The organism is Microbacterium sp. NPDC056003, from assembly GCF_042274785.1.
Taxonomy (GTDB): domain Bacteria; phylum Actinomycetota; class Actinomycetes; order Actinomycetales; family Microbacteriaceae; genus Microbacterium.
The window spans coordinates 1849571-1868549 of sequence record NZ_JBHJXQ010000001.1; the positions used below are offsets into that span (position 1 = coordinate 1849571).

7 protein-coding genes are annotated in these 18979 nt (G+C 70.1%); 4 read left to right on the forward strand and 3 right to left on the reverse strand.

From position 1 onward, the window contains the following. The first annotated feature begins 29 nt into the window (after positions 1–29). Entirely contained in the window at positions 30–2339 is a 2310-nt protein-coding gene (locus ACFC1W_RS08400) for a glycoside hydrolase family 127 protein (protein ID WP_375990932.1), read from the forward strand. A gap of 85 nt (positions 2340–2424) precedes the next feature. Continuing rightward, positions 2425–4356, forward strand: coding sequence for an OmpL47-type beta-barrel domain-containing protein (locus ACFC1W_RS08405; protein WP_375990934.1), 1932 nt, complete (start codon positions 2425–2427; stop codon positions 4354–4356). Between the two features lie 58 nt (positions 4357–4414). Here ACFC1W_RS08405 and ACFC1W_RS08410 read toward each other — a convergent pair whose 3' ends face one another. From ACFC1W_RS08410 to ACFC1W_RS08420, 3 genes are all read right to left on the reverse strand, one after another. Beyond that, positions 4415–5359, reverse strand: coding sequence for an oxygenase MpaB family protein (locus tag ACFC1W_RS08410; RefSeq protein ID WP_375991467.1), 945 nt, complete (start codon positions 5357–5359; stop codon positions 4415–4417). A 177-nt stretch (positions 5360–5536) separates the two neighbouring features. Further along, on the reverse strand, positions 5537–8455 hold the full coding sequence (locus ACFC1W_RS08415; RefSeq protein ID WP_375990936.1) for an immunoglobulin-like domain-containing protein: 2919 nt from the start codon (positions 8453–8455) through the stop codon (positions 5537–5539). A 270-nt stretch (positions 8456–8725) separates the two neighbouring features. Continuing rightward, entirely contained in the window at positions 8726–12163 is a 3438-nt protein-coding gene (locus ACFC1W_RS08420) for a family 43 glycosylhydrolase (RefSeq protein ID WP_375990939.1), read from the reverse strand. 220 nt (positions 12164–12383) lie between these two features. Between ACFC1W_RS08420 and ACFC1W_RS08425 the strand changes: the two genes are divergently transcribed. Further along, a complete protein-coding gene (locus ACFC1W_RS08425) occupies positions 12384–15890 on the forward strand; it encodes a LamG-like jellyroll fold domain-containing protein (protein WP_375990942.1) in 3507 nt (1168 codons plus the stop codon). Between the two features lie 73 nt (positions 15891–15963). Beyond that, on the forward strand, positions 15964–18882 hold the full coding sequence (locus ACFC1W_RS08430; RefSeq protein ID WP_375990945.1) for an immunoglobulin-like domain-containing protein: 2919 nt from the start codon (positions 15964–15966) through the stop codon (positions 18880–18882). The last annotated feature ends 97 nt before the right edge of the window (positions 18883–18979 follow it).

The window sequence follows — 18979 nt, forward strand, 5'->3', positions numbered from 1 at the left end:
TTCGATCCGTGTACGAGGAGGTCACGATCATGACACCCGAATCCGAATCCGGAATCTCGCGTCGCAACGTCGTCGTCGGTGGAGGTGTCGCGCTCGCCGGCATGGCCGCCGCCGTGGCACTGCTCGACCCGACGCAGGCGCGCGCGTCCACGTCCGTGCAGAGGAACGGGGCCGCCTTCCGCCTGGCCGGACCGGCCCGCTCGGCACAGGTGGTGCGCGCCGGCCAGACGCACGTGTACCCGGATGCCTGGAGCGTCCGGCCCTTCCCGCTGTCGTCGGTGAAGCTCGGGCAGAGCGTGTTCACCCGCGCCCTCGATCAGCACCTCGTGCTCTACCGGGCGTACTCGGTCGACAAGATCCTCGCGGTCTTCCGTCGCAACGCCGGTCTTCCGACGAACGGTGCGACCCCTCCCGGCGGCTGGGAGGAGTATGGACCCAATCCCGACGCGCAGCGGTGGGGGCCCCGTGAGTACACCCGCGGCCAGAACACGGCCGGCGCCGGCGGCTGCCTGCGCGGCCACTACGGCGGTCACTTCCTCAGCGGCGTCTCCATGGCCTACGCCTCGACCGGCGAGCTCGCACTGCTCAACAAGGTGAACGCGATCGTGGACGGCCTGGAGGAGTGCCGCACGGCGCTCGCCGCTCAGGAGTTCGAGGGCGCTCCGCGCTACTCGCACCCCGGGTTCCTGTCCGCCTACGGCGAGTGGCAGTTCTCGGCGCTCGAGGAGTTCGCCCCCTATGGCGAGATCTGGGCCCCGTACTACACGCTGCACAAGATCCTCGCCGGACTCCTCGACGCCCACGCGCTCGCCGGCAACGCGAAGGCGCTGCAGCTCGCCGAGGGCATCGGGCACTGGGTGTACAGCCGGCTGTCGAAGTGCACGCCCGCGCAGCTCGCGCGCATGTGGGGCTCGTACATCGCCGGCGAGTACGGCGGAATGAACGAGGTCCTCGTCGAGCTGTACTGGCGCTCCGGCGACCCGCAGAAGAGCGAGTTCCTCGACGCGGCGCAGCTCTTCACGCTGCACACCCTCGTCGATGCGTGCGCCGCCGGAACCGACACGCTCAACGGGAAGCACGCGAACCAGCACATCCCGCAGTTCCCCGGATACGTGAAGCTCGCCGCCGAGACCGGCGACGACCATTTCCTCGATGCCGCGAAGGGCTTCTTCGACATGGTGGTCCCCGGCCGCGCGTACGCGCACGGCGGCACCGGTGAGGGCGAGCTGTGGGGCCCGGCGAACACGGTCGCGGGCGACATCGGCCCGCGCAACGCCGAGTCCTGTGCGGCCTACAACATGCTCAAGGTCGCCAGCCACCTGTTCTTCAACGAGCAGGACCCGAAGTACATGGACTACTACGAGCGGACCGTGCTGAACCACATCCTCGGCGGCCGGCGCAACCAGGAGTCCACCAACGGTCCCGAGAACCTGTACATGTTCCCGGTGCACCCGGGGGCGCGCAAGGAGTACGGCAACGGCAACATCGGAACCTGTTGCGGCGGCACCGGCCTCGAGAGCCACGTGAAGTACCAGGAGGGGATCTACTTCCGGTCGGCCGACGAATCCGAGCTCTATGTGAACCTCTACATCGCGTCGACGCTCACCTGGGACGAGACGGGCCTCGAGCTGGAGCAGGTCTCGTCGTACCCGGAGGGCGACACATCGACGCTGACGATCACGTCGGCGCCGTCGGGTCCGCTGAAGATGCACCTGCGCATCCCGGTGTGGTCGCGCGGTGTCGAGATCGAGGTCAACGGCGCCTCCGCAGGCGTGGAGATCGAGCCCGGCACGTACGCCACGATCGACCGCACCTGGGCGGCCGGCGACACGATCACCGTGCGCATCCCGCTCTCGGTGCGCGTGGAGGCGGCGGTCGACCGCGCCGACATCCAGACGCTCCTGTACGGTCCCGTGGTCCTGACGGCGACGAGCTCGTCCACGAGCTACCTGAAGGTGTCGCTCGCAGACCGGCTCGACCTCGGCGGCAACGTGAGCCGCGGCATCTCGAAGACGGCGGCGAACGTGTTCACGATCGGCGGCGTCAGCTACGAGCCGGCTTACAACGGACGGGATGTCGCGTACCACATGTACTTCCAGCGCAACGAGCCGACGGTGACCTTCGCGGGCCAGAGTTCGGGGGTCGCGAACCCGCGTCGTGCGGGCAGGACGCTGCTCGACGAAGTGTGGGCGCAGGCGCCGTTCGCCGATCGGGGCGCCTTCCTGGGCGCCGTCGGGGAGGTGTCTGCGGCGTACGTCGCCGCCGGTCTCCTCACCGCGCGCAACCGCCAGAAGATCCTCCTCGCCGCAGGACGTGCGCCGATCGACGGGGGCAACTGACATGACGACGATCGAAGGGACATCCATGCACACGCTCCGCTCCGGCCGCGCCGGTCGCCCCGGTGTCAGGAGGATCGCGGTCGCTGTGGCAGCCGCCGTGGCGCTCGTCGCCGGCGGCGCGGCGATCGCGTTCCCCGCGACCGCCGCCGACGAGCCGTTCAACGTGGCGCTCGCGTCGGGCGACAACGCGCCGACCGTCGAGGTGAGCTACGTGCCGGGCTGGAACTCGGCAGCGGCGCTCAACAACGGCGTCGTCGGTCCGACCAACACGCTGTCCGCGATGTGGGGAACGTGGGGCGCGCCGGGCAATCCGACGCAGGACATCGCCACCTACACGTGGGAGAACCCGGTCACGGTGAGCTCGTCGAAGCTTTACCTCTGGCAGAACCATCTCACGCCCGGCGGTGACTCCGGCGTGATGATCCCGGCCGCATGGAAGGTCGAGTACCGCACCAGCGCGGGCGACTGGGCCCCCGTCACGGGCGCGGATCTGAGCTACCCGCTCCCCGTGCTCGACACTGCTGCACCCATCACCTCGCAGCCGGTGGTGCAGGCGAACTGGGACGCGGTCACCACGACAGCGGTCCGGCTCGTGCTCGACCGTGTCGTCTTCCAGAGTCAGCGCAAGGCCACGAGCGTCATCGAGTGGGAGGTCTGGGGTGTCGACGCCCCGATCGTCGAGCCCGAGCCCGAGGATCCGAACGCGTTCATCGACGCGCAGGCGGTGGCCGTGCGCACGGTCACGGGCACAGCGCCCGAGCTGCCCGAGCAGATCTGGGTCATCGGAGAGAACGGCCCGCTGACGTACGTCGACGTGGAGTGGGCGCCGGTCGCGGCATCCGCCTACGCCGACGCCGGTGAGTTCGCGGTCGTGGGCGATCCCGCTGGCTACGACGGTCAGACCGTCTCGGCCGCGGTGTTCGTCGCCGACGAGCTGTCCGACGAGATCGAAGGCGTGGACTACACCGCCACCATCACGACGCCGGGCGTCGAGCCCGTGCTGCCCGAGACGGTGCGCGCGACCTACGGCGACGGCACCGCGAGCAGCGCTGTCGACGTCGAGTGGGATGCCGTCGAGCCCGAGCTCTACGCCGAGGCCGACGCGATCTTCGACATCGAGGGCGCGGTCGCCGGCTACGCTCCCGGCGCGATCGCGACCGTGTTCGTCGTCGAGCCGCTCAGCCAGGCCGAGCCGATCGTCGCCATCGAGTTCGACTCCGCCCCGCAGGGGTCGGGCTGGTACACGACCGCGCCGACCGTCACCGTGACCGCCGAAGAGACGGCCAGCCCGATCGCGAGCATCGAGTACAGCGTCGACGGGGAGACCTGGACGCCGTACGACGAGCCGTTCACCGTGGATGCCGAGGGCGAGGTCACGGTGAGCGCCCGGGCGACGAGCGAGGACGACGCGGTGGGTGAGGCATCCGAGACCATCAAGGTCGACACGATCGCCCCGACCACCGGCATCGACTGGGTCATCGTCGACGGCACGTCTGCCACGGTCACGCTCACGCCGTCCGACGCCGAGCCGGGATCGGGCGTCACCCGGACCGTCTGGTCGGACGGCCCCGATGCCTCGCCGACCGGCGAGACGAACAACATGTACGCCACGTACGAAGAGCCCTTCTCGGTGCAGCTCACCGAGGAGCCGCGCTACGTGCACGTGCAGGCGCAGGATGCCGCGGGCAACGTCGAGCAGCACGTCACGGTCGAGCTGCCCACGCTGGTCGGCGGCGGTCTCGAGCTGCAGCCCTCGATCTCGCAGCGCTGCGTCGCGGGCAAGGTGGCCCTCGTCGTCTCGGTGAAGAACATCGACGACGTCGCGGCCGACATCACGGTGGAGTCGGCCTACGGGACGAAGACCTTCACCGCGGTGAAGGCCGGCGGCACCGCGTCGATCGCCCTCTCGACCCGCACCGTCGGCATCGGCGGGGGTGACGTCGAGGTGACCGGTTCGGCCGCCGACGACACCACGTACGAGGGGAGCGCCGCCTACGCGGCTTTCAGCTGCGGCTGATCGCCTCCTGGGACGGCCCGCGGTCTTCGGATCGCGGGCCGTTCCGCGTGGGGCGGGGTCAGTCGCCTGGGGGGAAGGGCCGTGCCGGCTCGGACGACGTGGCGGGCCGGGTCGCGGCATCCGCTCTCTCGAGCCGGCGCAGCCGACGGCGCGCGAAGTCCTGCGCACGGGGACCCGAGCCGAGCGCGTTCTCGGTGACGGCGAGGATGAGGCGCGTCGCCGTGATGACGGGCAGCCACGTGCGCCGCAGGCCGAGCAGCGCGCGGTAGCGGTGCGGGATGGTGGCCACGGCGCTCGCGAAGAGCACGCGGTAGGCCAGTGACATCGCGCGCGAGTCGCGGAACGGCGGCCGGCGGAGGAAGCGCACGACGTCGTCGACCCGCTCGTCGCGTCGCAGGACGCCGGCCTCGAGGAGGGCGTCGAGCCGGCGCCGCAGCTCGGCCTCGGTGCGCGGCGGATCCGCCACGTGCATCAGCCGCCCCGCCGTCGCCCACTCGGCGACGTAGGCATCCGGGCCGCCGGGGATCGGGCGGCCCCAGGTCTCGTGGCACGTGAGGAACGCGTCGGTGAAGGCGAGATGCACCCACTCGACGAGGTCGGCGTCGGAGGCGGAGTACGACACCTCGTCGCCCTGCCCCGTGACGTAGGTGCCCGACACCCGCTGGTGGTACCGGCCGACCCGTGCGGTCTCGCGCTCGGCTTGCGCCTTCGAGCCGTACGTGAGGCAGATGACCCACCGCACCGTGCCCGTGAGGCGCCCGATGGGGTCCTCGCGGTATCGCGACCAGTCGTGCACGCCCGCGAGGGCGCCCGGGTGCAGCGCCTGCAGCAGCAGCGCGCGGATGCCGGCGACCATGGTCCCCATGCCGGCGTGCACGGTCCATGCCGGGCCGCCGTCGGCGAACCAGCCGGCGTCGTCGCCCTCGGCGAGCTCCCGCACCCACGCCGGTGTGCCGTCCGGGTCGCCCGACAGTGCGGTGAGCAGCTGCGCCCGCAGCCGCATCAGCGGCCGGCGGGTCGGGGCGGCGCTGCCGCCGGGAGCGATCCTGGTCACTCCACCAGCGTGCCATGGAGGAGGGATGCCGCGCCCCGGCGTGTCGACGACATGATCGGGCCCCCGGCGCGCTGCGCCGGGGGCCCGATCATGTCGTCGCGGCTCAGGGCCGCGGCATCCGCTCACTCATCCGCAGGTGCGGGCGGCATACTGCGCGGTCACGGTGCCCGACGTGTCGCCGTCGACGACCGCCACGCTCACCTGGCCGGCGGTGATCGACGCGAGGCGCGTCGTGAACGCGTACGACACCGTCTTGCCCGCCGCGATCGTGGCGGACTTCGCACCGTACGGCGTCGAGACCGACACATCGGCGGACGAGTCGCCGCCGTTCGCGAGCACGGCCGTCAGCACGACCTTGCCCGCGACGCAGCGCGTCTGGGCGGTGACCGTGACCTCGATCGCGGGCTCCACCGTCACGGTCGCCTCGACCGGCATGCGCGAGTCGTCCTGCGCGACGCCCGAGACCGTGAAGGTGCCCGGTGCGGCGTACTCCGACGGGGCGACGGTCTCCCACGTGACGGCGACGGTCTGCTCCGAGCCGTCCGCCTTCGTCAGGTGCGCCTGCGGCAGCACGGGCGCGACACCCGCTTTGGTCGTCGCCTCGATGGCGTCGACCGACGCGACCGCGATGTGCGGCGCGTACGCCTCGAGCACCTTCTGGTACTCGGCGCGCGTCACCGGGATGACCGTGCCGTGGCGCGGCTTGCCGCCGTCGGAGTTCTGCGGCAGGTTCGCCCGCAGCTTCGAGCCGAGCGGCACCCACGAGTCGCCGTCGGTGAGGTCGTTCGAGCCGAACGGAATGTAGTAGTTCGGTCCGCCGTGGTAGTTCGGCTGGTCGATGAAGAGGAACCAGTCGAGGTTGTTCACGTCGCCCTCGTTCGCCGGGAACACGCTCGGTCCCTCGCCGCTCGAGTAGGTGCCTCCGGGCTCGCCGTTCGGCAGGCCCGACGCCACGCGCTCCTTGATGAGGGTCCACTCGTCGGCGGGTCCCGTCGTGCCCGGCAGGGAGCCGGTGATCTTGGCCAGCAGGTCCGTCGACTTCTCCTCGCGGATGGTCATCGAGGCCTCGTCCTTCGTGAAGCGGTAGAACGTGCCGTCGACCTTCGCAACGGTCGAGTCGATGAGACCGCGGCCCGTGCCGCGCTGGACGTCGCTCCAGATCTGCGGCTCGGAGAACGTGCGGAAGTCGTCGGTCGTGGCGTACATCATGCGGTTGTAGGTCACGGCCGTTCGGTCGGCGGCGTTCGGTGTCGGGTAGAGATTGGACGCCCAGAACACCACGAAGGTGTCGCGCTCCTCATCCCAGTACGCCTCGGGCGCCCACGTGTTGCCGGCGTAGTCCGACGAGACCTTGACGTGCCGCTGCTCGGACCAGTTCACCAGATCGTCGGACTCCCACACCTCGATGTAGCGCGAGCCGGAGATCTGGGCGGTGTTGAAGCCGCCTGCCAGACCGTCGATCTTGAGGTCGGTCGCCAGCATGTAGAAACGGTCGCCCTCGGGCGCGCGGATGATGAACGGGTCGCGCAGGCCCTTCGTGCCGAGCTCCGAGGTGAACAGCGGCTCGCCGTCGTTCAGCGTGTTCCACGCCAGCGCGTCGTTGCCCTTCGAAGCGGCCAGGCTGACGCGCTCGGCGCCCGCGCCCTCGCCGGTGAAGAACGCCCAGACGTACGCCTCGGTGGCGTCGGCGCCCACGGGCATCGGCTGCACCTGCACGCGGAACTCCCGCGTGCGCTGGGCCGACCCGTTGGTCGCCGTGGCGGTGAGTACGACCTCCGCGGCCTCGGCGCCCGCCGCGGGACGCTCGACCTCGACGGTGAGCGACGTGTCGGCGACGCCGTCGCGGAGGCCGGCGTTGGCGGCTCCCGACGTCACCGACCAGGCGATCGACGAACCCTCGGCGCCGGTCTGCGGCACGGAGAAGTTGGTGCGGATGTCGTCGGCGTTCGCGATCTCGATGGCGTCGAGGTCGTTCTGTGCTTTCACGTCGTCGGCGAGATCCTGGGGAACGGTCACCGCGTAGGTCTGAGTCCGCGAGTCCGAGCCCACGGTGAAGGTCGCCGTGAGCGTCACGGTCGCGTCGCCTTCGCCTGCGGCCGGACGCGTCACGTCGGCGGATCCGCCGACGACGGCGATCGCCGTGTCGTCGGACGCCCACGACACCTGCACGCCGTAGCTGCTGGTGGGGAGCGTGAAGTCGTCGATCGCCGTCTCGGGCACCTCGACGCCGCTGATCGCGCGGTCGAGCGCTTCGCCGGCGAAGAGCGCCTGGACCTCGGCCGGGTCGAGCGCCTCGCCGTAGACGGCGAAGTCGTCGACCTGACCGTTCCAGTTGGCGTCGTTGTAGGTCGAGCGACCCAGGTACGCCACCAGCGAAGACCCGAACGATGCGACGTTGCGGGCGATCGCGGTCTGGCCGATGAGCGCGCCGTTGACGTAGACGCGCAGCTGGCCGTTCGTGCCGTCGATCACCGTCGTGTACAGCGACATGCCGGCGGGGGTGCGGATGCCGGTCGATGCGGCATTGGTCGCGCCCGGCCCGATCTCGGTGCCCCACGGCGCCGAGGCGTTGGTGGAGTTCGTGACGACCGACTTGACGTAGCCGTTCGGGTTGGTGGGGTTGAGCAGCCAGTACCCCGACGAGTACGAGGCCCCCGAGGCGACCGGCGCGCCGATGAAGGCGGCGGCGACGTTGGCGGGGCCGGTGCGGTTGGACATCCACGTCGAGACGGTGAGGTCGGTCTTGCCGACGAGTGGCGTCGACGGGATCTCGACGTAGGCGCTGGTCGTGCGGGAGCCGCCCGGAAGACTGAGTACGCCGTCACGGACCTCGGCGCCGCTCTGACGGACGGTCGCATCGTTGCCGTTGCCGCTGACGTCGGGGATCGTCGTGCCCGAGGCGCTGTCGAACGTGTAGTGGATGAGGGGCTGCGCGTCGACGGCGGCCTGCGCCGCAGGCGCGACGGCGCCGGTGACTGCGAGAGCGACAGCCGTGGCGACGGCACCGCTTCTCGCGAGGACTCGGGTTCTCTTGCGCGTTCTCACGCTGATTCCTCGCTTCTCGGCGACGGCGCACAGGCGAGGGATGCCTCGGAGTCCGACGTCACCGTCGGTGCGGGCGTATGTGCGTCATCGCGCAGGTCGGACCGTCGGTGTCGACGGTATCGGGTGGCTGTTACCGGGAACATTCCCGGTGTGATCACGGTACGGGCGTGCTCGTTCGGCTGTCAAGAGGCGAGCGTTATCGGTAACACTCTCGGTGCACGGCGAGGGGCCGGTCCGCGAACGAACCGGCCCCTCGTCGTGTGTGGCAGATCAGCCGCAGCTGGTCGCCGGGTAGGTGATCTGCTGGTCGACCGTGACGGGCTGGCCGCCGACCGTCGCCACCGCCTTGAGCGCCACGGAGCCGCCTGGCACGGCGAGCGTGCGGGTGGTGAACGAGGCCGACACGCTCTTCCCGGCCGCGACCGATCCGAACGCCTTCGTGCCGTACGGGCTGGTCGCCGTCAGCGTGACCGGGAAGTCCTCGCCGTTGGTCACGGTGACCACCTGCACCACCTTGCCGGCGATGCAGCGGGCCGTGACGACCCCGGAGACGTCGAGCTCCGGACCGACGACGGTGACCTTCAGCGACACCGTGCGGTTGGCCGGCGCCACCTCCTCCTCGCGGGTCTGGTTGAGCACCGCCGAGCCGTCGGCGGCGAAGTGCACCGTCTTGACACGGGCGTGGCGGCTCGGGTCGTTCAGGCCGCCGTCGGCGCCCGGGATCCACTCCGAGATCGGCGGGCGGGCGTGGTAGACGATCACCGGGTTGCCGTCGGCGTCGAGCGTGAACGAGTTGTGCCCGGGGCCGTTCTGCTGACCGCCGAAGTCATCCGATGTGAGCAGCGGGTAGCCGGTCTTGGCCCACGTGGACGGCTTCATGAGGTCACCGTCGATCGGCGCACGCAGCATGCCGATCGAGTACGTCTCGTTCACCTCGGAGGCCGAGAAGAACACGAAGACCTCGTCGTCGCTCTTGATGACCGCGGCGCCCTCGTTGATGACCTGGCTCGCGGTCCGCTCCCACGCGTAGTTCGGCGTGGAGAGCAGGATCGAGGGCGTGATCAGCTGGCTCGGGTTGGCCGGGTCGATCTCGGCCATGCGCAGGTCGGAGCTGCCCGGCTTCTCGGCCCACACCATGTAGTGCTTGCCGTTCGCCTCGAAGTACGTCATGTCGAGCGAGAAGCTCGTGAACGCCGAGGTGTCGCCGGGTGCCGCCTTGATGTACCCGAGTTCCTCCCAGTTCGACGCGACCATCGGGTCGCTGTCGCCGGGGGCTCGCATGATCGCGGGGCGGATGTTCCACACGTCCGTGCTGCGGCTCGACGTGAACAGGATGTACCAGTCCCCGTTGATCTTGTGCAGTTCGGGCGCCCAGAAGTAGCGGTAGGCGCCGGTGGCGATCTTCGAGCCGTTGGAGGTGTTGGGCGCAGCCGCGTTGCGCGACCACAGCAGCACCTGCTCCTGCGCGGTGGTGAGGCCGTTGATCGTGCTCGCGCGGCGCAGCACGATGCGGTCGTAGCCGACGCCGGGGTTGGCCTGCGTCGTCGGGTACGAGCCGGTGAGGTAGTACTCCGCCTCGCCCGTGCGCTCGTCGTCGCGGAACACCCACGGGTCGGCGCGCTCGGGCACGAGGATGCCCTTGCTGTCGCCGTAGACCGGCTGGTTCACGGTGCCGGTCACGGTGTACTCGCCGGGCGTCTCGAGGTCGACGCCGCTGGTGTCCCAGTTGACGCCGAGCTGCTTGGACGAGCCGTCGGAGTAGCCGAGCTGCACCTTCTCGGGCAGCTCGAGTGAGCCGCCCACCTCCACCTCGACGTCGTCGCCGGCGTCGACGGTGGTGTTCACGATGCGTCCGAGCGACTTCTGCAGGAGCGCGAGCTCCGCAGCGGTGAGGGGGAGATCGGATGCCTCGATCGCGCCGGCCGGCAGGCCGGTCAGCGTCGGCGCGGCCGGAACCGTGATCGACTGCGGCGTGCTGAACGTCGTGAAGTCGGGGGTGGTCACCTCGTAGGCGGCGCCGGCGGGCGTGCGCAGCACGACCCGGTACGCCCGGATCCCGTTGTCGTAGGCGACGTCGGCGCGCGCCACGGTGATGCCCTGCGTGTTGGTGGTCGCCAGCTTCTGACCTGTGAAAGTCACGAGGTCCTTCGACGTGTAGACGAAGATGCGGCCGTTGGCGGCGTTGTCCGCGGCGACGAGACCGAACGTGCCGTCGGGCTTGCGGAAGAGCGTCGGGTTCGCGAACTGGGAGGTGCCTGTGCCGAAGGTCGGGTAGAGCACGCCCTTGTTGTTGTTCAGCGCGACCAGGGGATCACCGTCGGCGCCGATCGCGAGGTGCAGCACCTCGGTCTTGGCGGTGCCGCCCGTGCGCACGTACGCGACGGCGCGGCCGGCGTCCTGCGCCTTGACCGTCACGGTGTAGGTGCGCTCGGTGGTCAGTCCCTCCCGCGAGAACGTCGCCGTGAGGTCGACGTCGGTCTCGGTGGCCGGCCGCGTCACGTCGCCGGTGTCGGAGACGACGCTCGGCGCGGACGACTCCCACGACACGTCGATGTCGTCGACGGCGTCGCGCAGCACGATGTCGGCCGCGACGACCTCGATGCCGATGTCGAACCCGTCGGCACTGCGCTCGAGGTCGCGCTGCGGGTCGATCGCGGCCACGGTCACGTCGTACGAGCGGGTGAGCGTCTCGCCGCCGAGTGAGAACGTGCCCGTGAGCGTCACCGTCGCGTCCGCCTGGCCGGCCGCAGGTCGCGTCACCGTGCCGTCGGCCGCGATGACCTCGGGCGTCGACGACGACCAGGTGATGCGGGACTGGCTGGCTCCGCTCGCCGGCAGTGCGAGGTTCGCGATGGTCTCATCCGGCAGTGACACCGCGTCGGCGTCGGCCGCGAGGGCGGCCTGCGTCTGGGCGGGTGTGGTGCGCTCGCTCAGGTGGTACAGCTCTGCGATCTGCGCGGGGGTGTAGGCCGACGTCGAGACGATCACGTCGTCGACGCCGCCCTTGTAGAAGACGTCCGGGTAGGAGGAGCGGCCGATGTACCCGACCAGTCCGGTGCCGAACTGCGTCACCGTGCGGCTGGTCGCCACGGTGCCCACGTGCGTGCCGTTGTAGTAGCCCGAGACGGAGGTAGGGGTGATGACCGTGGTGTACATGCCCCAGGCGGTGCCCGTGGTCGGACCCGCGACGCCCTGTGCGGCGTTGGTCGGCGAGATGCCGTACTCGGTGCCCCACGGCGCCGAGGGGGCGCTGCCGTTGGTGACGACCGTCTTGAAGCGGCTCTGCGGGTTGCGGGGGTTGAGAAGCCAGTACTGCGACGGCGGATTCGCGGCGGAGCCGAAGAACATCGCTGCGTAGTTGCCCGCTGCCGTCTCGTTGCGCAGCCACGTCGAGATCGTCAGCGTGTCCTTGCCGTCGAACAGGTTGGCCGGAAAGCGCACGTAGCCGGCGCCGCTGTTCGACGCGCCGCCGGGAAGGGTCAGCACGCCGTCCGCGACCGTCGCGCCGGTGCCCAGCAGCGTGCCGTTGTTGCCGTTGCCGGTGATGTCGGTCACCGCCCCGGGGGAGCTGAAATCGTAGTGGAGGATCAGGTTCGGGTCTTCCGGAACCGGATCCGCGTGTGCTGCCGGGGGAGCGAGCACGCCGAGGGCGAGTGCCGCGATCGCGGCCCCTGCCACTCCGACGCGTCGCCAGGACTTCGTCGCCATCTCAAACCTCTTCATCGCGGCCTGCGGCCCGCGCGGGTTCGCGGGCATCGTCGGTCACCGTATCGCGTTACCGCTCACATTCCTAGAGTCGATATGCGACATGACGTATGCGCTCTTTGGATACTGACGCGAACAACAGTGGCGCGAGTCGTTTAGTTACCGCTAACGTGAGCGATAACACCCGTTCGACGATGTTCGGCCTCACTTGATGGAGAGTGGAATGAGAGTGTCCTCCCGCACCCGGAAGACAGCGATCGCGGCAGTGGCGATCGGCGCGATGATGCTGGGCCTGGGGGTGAGTAGTGCCACCGCCGCCGTGCCCGACGAGGGTCTCGTCGCCGAGTACCTCTTCGACGAGGTGTCGGGCTCGTCCGTGCCCAACACCGCCGCAGGCTCGGCCCTCGGAGCGGCGACCGTGCGCAACGTGCAGGCGGCGGACTGGACCGGGTCGTCGCTCACGATGCGCGGCGGATCGAAGACGTCCACCGGCAACTGGGTCGAGCTGCCCGATGACATCCTCTCGGGTGCTCAGTCGGCGACGGTGACGGCCGAGGTGAAGGCCTCCGCAGCGATGCTGAACGGATTCCACTTCCTGTGGAACATCGGCAACGACTCTTCTGCGACGGAGTACTTCTTCGCCTCGCTGAACTGCGGCTCGAGCCGCGCTCCGCTCGTGGGCATCAAGTCCGGCGGCGTCGAGCAGCTCGTGCAGTCGGGATCCTGCGGCGTGACCGCGAACCAGTGGGTCAACGTCACCACGGTGCTCGACGGCGCTGCGGGAACGGCCTCGCTCTACATCAACGGCGTGCGCACGGCGCACGGCGACGTCGATTTCACACCGGCGGACGTCGTGGACCAGTCTCTGAACACGATCGGCCGCGCTCCGTGGCCCGACCCGCTCTTCCAGGGAGCCGTCTCCGCTTTCCGTGTCTACGACCGCGCGCTGAACGCGGCTGAGGTCGCCGGAGTGTCGGCCGAGGATGCCCTGTTGAACGAAGCGGAGCTGCAGGCCCAGGCGCAGGCGATCCTCACCGGACTGGCCCTGACCGACCGCGAGACCAGCGGCGACATCGATCTGCCGACCGCGCAGGGCCGCGTGACGTGGACCTCGAGCAACCCCGCCGTCGTCTCGCAGACCGGTCAGGTCACGCCTCCGCTCGCCGGCCAGCCGGCGGTGCCCGTCGAGCTCACCGCCACGGCGTCCCTCCGCGGCATCACCGTGAGCCAGACGATCACGGTGACGGTGCTGCCGTCGACCGAGAGCGCGGAGGACCGCGCCGCGCGCCTCGCACAGCGATTCGTGATCCCGTCCGTCGTGCGCTCGGGCGCAGCCGTGCCGGCTGCTCCGGAGGGCACCACGCTGGAGATCACCGGCGTCGAGGGACCCGTCGAGGTGGCTGCCGCCATCACCTCGACCTCGGACGAGCCGGTCGACGCCGACGTGTCGGTGCGCATCACCGACTCCTCCACGGGGGTGAGCGTCAGCCGCACCTTCGCGGTGCGCGTGCTGCCGGCATCCGCTCCCCAGCTGCTCGCCTACAACCGCAACCCCACCTCCGTCGCCGAGGCGAACAACGCCGATGTCGCGCTGAGCATGCACCTCGCGCTGTCCGCCGACGGCGGCTGGAGCCCGCTCAACGAGAACTACGGCATCTTCTTCCCGAAGACCTCGTCGGCCGTGCCGGCGAACGGCCCGACCGAGAACCTCATCCGCAGCCTCCGCAACCCTCACATCTTCTACCTGGAGGACGGCACGTTCGGCATCGTCGCCACGCGCACCGCGCGCAACGGCGGGGCGGACGGCACGCAGACCAACCGCATGCTCTTCGCCCGCAGCGCCGACCTGCTGTCGTATCAGGAGGTCGGCCTGGTCGACGTCGGCGTCACGAGCGGTGTCAACGACCCCGCTGTGGTGTGGGACTCGGCGGCTGAGCGGTACCTGGTCAGCTGGACGTCGGACGCGGGCGCCGCGATGTACACCACGTTCGGAAGCCTGACCGATGTCGCGACCCGCGGCGCGGTGGAGCGCGGCGTCGTGGCCGCCACCGCCGGGACCACGGGCACGGGCATCCCGAACTACGCCACCGGGAACACCATCGCCATCACGGCAGCGGTCGCCGAGGCCCTCGAGGTCCGTTTCGGCCGCATCGTCAACACCGGTGTCACGCCGCTGGACGGCGTCGAGGTGGAGACCGGATCCGAACTGGCCGCCTCCGGCCTGCCGCAGCGCGCCGAACTGAGCTACAACGACGGCTCGGTCGCGACGCGCGCCATCGAATGGGACGCCGACTCGATCGCCGCCGTCGACACCTCGACGCCCGGCACGTACGAGGTGACGGGCTCGATCAAGCAGCCGCAGTACGCGACGCCCTTCGCCGACGAGCGCGCCGACCCGTCGGTGTTCAAGTTCGACTGGAACGGCGAGACGAAGTTCCTCATGATCGCCACGGAGGATCTCAACCTCAACCCGATCGACCCGGCCAACGGACCGCACATGCCGATCCGCATCGCCGACAACATCGAGGACCTGTCGGACGACGCTCTGCGCGCCGGCCGCAACGTCGAGATCGACCTGCTCGAGGACGGCGACACCGACGCGGACGGCGGCATCATGACCGGATGCTTCTGGGCGCCGGAGTTCCATCTCGTCGGCGACACGCTGACCATCTTCTTCATGCCCTGCTACGACGGCTCCAACGGCCAGCCGGACATGTGGACGGGACGCGCGAGCATCATCCAGCTGAAGAAGGACGCCCAGGGCAACGACCTCGACCCGGCGATCCCGGCCAACTGGACCAAGGCCGAGAAGGTGCTGCGCGCCGACGGCTCGATCCTCAACCCTGTGCAGAGCATCTCGCTCGACATGACCTACTTCGAGGACTCCGGCCAGTCGTACTACGCCTGGCAGATGCTCGGTTCGGTCTTCATCGCGACGATGGACCCGTCGAACCCGACGCGCCTGACCTCGGCGCCGGTGCGCATCCTGCCGCCGGAGTTCGCATGGGACAACGTGATCGCGGAAGGCCCGAACGTCCTCGCCAAGGACGGGACGCTGTACATGATCTACTCGGGCTCGAGCGTGGGCGACTCCTACACCACCGGACTCATCACGGCGAAGGCCGGGGAGGGTGTCGACCTCCTGTCGCCGGCGGCGTGGACGAAGCTGAACTACCCGATCCAGAAGTCCGGCATGTTCAACGGGGCCTGGCAGCTCGGGACCGGCCACGGCATGTGGTCGATGGACGAGGACGACAACATCCTGTACGTCTTCCACGCCCGCACGAGCAACCGCGGACTGACCGGTCGCGACATGTTCGTCCGCCGCGTCCACTTCGCCTCGGACGGCATGCCGGTCTTCGACATGGAGTCCGACGAGGAAGTGGCGCCCGACAACCGCACCGTGACCGTGACGGTGACCGTCGTCGGCGACCCCGCGCCGCAGCTCGACGTCTCGGCCGTCGTGGCCGCGCGCTGCGTCGCAGGCAAGGTGGTGCAGACCGTGTCGGTGACGAACGGCGAGACCTTCCCCGTGGCCGTGAAGACGACGTCGCCGTACGGCGCGAAGACGGTGTCCGTCGCGGCGGGCAAGACCGTGTCGCAGGCCTTCACGACGCGCCTGCCGTCGGTCGAGGCCGGCACGGTCGGCGTCGACGCGTCGGCGACCGTCGGGGGCGAGCCGGTCGTCTACGACCAGGACATCGCGTTCGCGGCGACCAGCTGCGGCTGAAGCCACGCGGCCCGGGTGTGAGCGCGCCCGGGCCGCGGACCCCCTTCCCTCGACCCGAAAGAGGACATCCGTCATGACTGCACCCACGCGTGTACGGCGGCGCGCCCTCGGCGTCGTCGCGGCGGCGAGCGTCGTCGCGGCGGGCCTGCTGCCCGCCGCCGCCGCAGCCACCGCATCGGAGCCGCTGCGCGACCGCCTCGTCGCCGAGTACCTCTTCGACGAGGTCTCGGGCGACGCCCTGCGCAACAGCGCAGACGACGACGCCGCGGCCGGCGACCCGCTGGACGCGGTCGTGCGCAACTACGTCTCCGATCAGAGGTCAGAGGCGGGCACGCTGCGGTTCACCGGCGGTGCGAAGACCTCCACCGGCAATTGGGTCGAGCTCCCCGACGACCTCCTCGCCGGAGCGGGCTCGGCCACGGTGTCGATCGACGTCAAGTCCGACCCCACGATGCTCACCTCGAATCACTTCCTCTGGAACATCGGGAATGACGCGACGCAGCAGTACTGGTTCGCCAACGTGCGCGGTCCTCGCTCGGGCATCACGGTGGGCTCCGCCGCGGGTGAGAAGAACGGCACCGCCTACGGCGTGACGGCCAACCGCTGGCACAGCCTCACGGCGGTGATCGACGCCGACGCCGACACCCTGACCTTCTACACGGACGGCCAGCGCTCGGGCGTGGTCAAGACCACTCTGACGCCCGGGGACATCGCCCAGACGCTCAACACGATCGGGCGCGCACCCTGGCCCGACGCGCTGTTCAAGGGCTCGGTGGGTGCCTTCCGCGTCTACGACAGGGCGCTGAGCGACACCGAGGTCGTCGCGCTGTCCGAGCTCGACGCGGCGCCGCACGCCGCGGAGCTCGCGGCGGCGTCGACGGCGAAGCTGGCGTCACTCGACCTCGGCGACACCTCCGCGGTGACCGCGGATCTGCAGCTCGTGACGCTGCACGGCGTCCGGTGGGCATCGTCCGACCCTGCCGTCGTCGCACCGGACGGCACCGTCACGCGGCCCGCGCCCGGTCAGCCGGCAGCCGTCGTCACGCTCACGGCGTCGGCGACCACCCGAGGCCAGGCGGCGCCGAACCCGCGCAACTTCAGCGTCACCGTTCCCGCTCTCACCTCCGCCGATGTCGCGGCCGACCGCGACGCCCTGCGCCTGCCCGAGTCGGTGCGCGGCAATCTCGCGCTGCCCGCGCGCGGCGCGGCGGGTTCGCCGGTGCGCTGGGAGTCGTCCGATGCGGACGTGATCACGGATGCCGCGACCGGCGGGGCCGCAGCGGGCGTCGTCACCCGACCGGCGTGGGGCGAGGCCCCCGCCGAGGTCACTCTCACCGCCACGATCGGCGACGGAGCCGGCGCGCTCACGCGCGAGTTCACCGTGACCGTCGAGCCGCTGCCGCGGGCGGCGGCCGACAGCCGGTACCTCTTCGCGTACTTCACCGCCGACACGATCGCGGGAGAGAACGTCTTCCTCGCGGCATCGCAGGGCAACAGTGCCATGAGCTGGGACGTCCTGGGCGGCGGCGCGCCGCTCGTCACGTCGACGATCGGCGAGATGGGGCTGCGTGACCCGTTCATCCTCCGCGCGCCCGAGGGCGACCGGTTCTACCTGATCGCCACCGACCTCTCTATCGGCCGCAACGGCAGCTGGGACCGCGCACTCGACCAGGGCAGCGTCCATCTCGAGATCTGGGAGTCGACCGATCTGCGCACGTGGTCCGCGCAGCGCCACGTGAAGGTGTCCGGGCCGCATGCGTCGATGACGTGGGCACCGGAGGCGTACTGGGACGACGAGGCCGGCGAATTCGTCGTGTACTGGTCGTCGCGCATCTACCTCGACGGCACCCGGCCGTACGACAAGGCGGGCACGCCCAACCCGACGTACTCGAAGGTCATGTACGCGACGACGCGCGACTTCGTGGACTTCTCGCCGGCGAAGGTCTGGCAGGACGCGGGCGACCGCATCGATTCCACCATGATCGAGGACGACGGCACCTTCTACCGTTTCACCAAGGAGGTCACCGGCTGCGTCGACATCGTGCAGGAGTCCTCCGACGACATGCGCGCTCTCACGGTGCCGGGCGACTACGCCTGGCAGACCGATGCCAGCTGCATCTCCAAGACGGCCCGGAACACGACCCGCACCACCGAGGGACCCACCGTCTTCCGGGCGAACGCGGGTGACACGTCGCTCCCGGCGGGCATCGACGAGGGCTTCTACCTGTTCGTCGACGACTTCACCGGCGCGGGCTACCTGCCGCTGTTCACCGAGTCGCTCGCCGACCCGCAATGGCGGACGGTGGCCGGGGCCCTCCCGAAGTCGCGCCACGGCAGCGTGATGCCGGTGACGCTGAACCAGTGGGAAGCCGCCAAGGGCGCACCGCTGACGAAGGTCGCGACCGAGGTCGAGCTGAGCGGCGTCCAGGCGGGCGACACGCTGCGTCCCGGCGACGCGCTCGCCGCGACGGTCACGGCCGCGGACGGGGGAGCGGTGGCCGGCTCGGTCACCTTCACGGTCGGCGACCTGACGATCGACGCACCGATCGCCGAGGAGAACGGCGTCTACACCGCCGAGGCGGTCGTCCCCGACACGGACGCCGCAGGCGACGCGGTGGAGCTGTCGGCATCGTTCGCGGGCTTCGACGTGCTGGCCGGATCGGCGGCGAGCGCGGTGGACGTGGTGCTCGGCGATCCGCCGACCCTCGAGGTCGAGGCATCCGTCACCTCACGCTGCGTGGCAGGCAAGGTCGTCCAGCTGGTCACGGTGTCCAACGGAGACGACGTCCCGCTCATGGTGACCACGACCGGCGTCTACGGGTCGAAGACCTTCGCGTCGGTCACGGCGGGCAAGAGCGCGTCGGCCTCGTTCACCACACGTCTGCCGTCGATCCCGGCCGGTTCTATCACCCTCACGGCATCCGCGTCGGTCGACGGCGGCAGCCTGACGTTCATGACCGACGCCGCATACCCCGCCGCGCACTGCGGCTGAGAAAGGAAGATCCGGTGGATCGCACACAGAACCCTGCCGGGCGCAGGCCGGGATCGAGGCGCAGGACCAGAGTCCTCGCCGGGTTGCTCGGAGCCGC

What these genes read in the sequence shown, in the direction of transcription:
- ACFC1W_RS08400 (WP_375990932.1), top strand. Translation starts at nt 30, where the DNA reads ATGACACCCGAATCCGAATCCGGAATCTCGCGTCGCAACGTCGTCGTC.
- ACFC1W_RS08410 (WP_375991467.1), bottom strand. Translation starts at nt 5,359, where the DNA reads ATGCGGCTGCGGGCGCAGCTGCTCACCGCACTGTCGGGCGACCCGGAC.
- ACFC1W_RS08420 (WP_375990939.1), bottom strand. Translation starts at nt 12,163, where the DNA reads ATGGCGACGAAGTCCTGGCGACGCGTCGGAGTGGCAGGGGCCGCGATC.
- ACFC1W_RS08425 (WP_375990942.1), top strand. Translation starts at nt 12,384, where the DNA reads ATGAGAGTGTCCTCCCGCACCCGGAAGACAGCGATCGCGGCAGTGGCG.
- ACFC1W_RS08430 (WP_375990945.1), top strand. Translation starts at nt 15,964, where the DNA reads ATGACTGCACCCACGCGTGTACGGCGGCGCGCCCTCGGCGTCGTCGCG.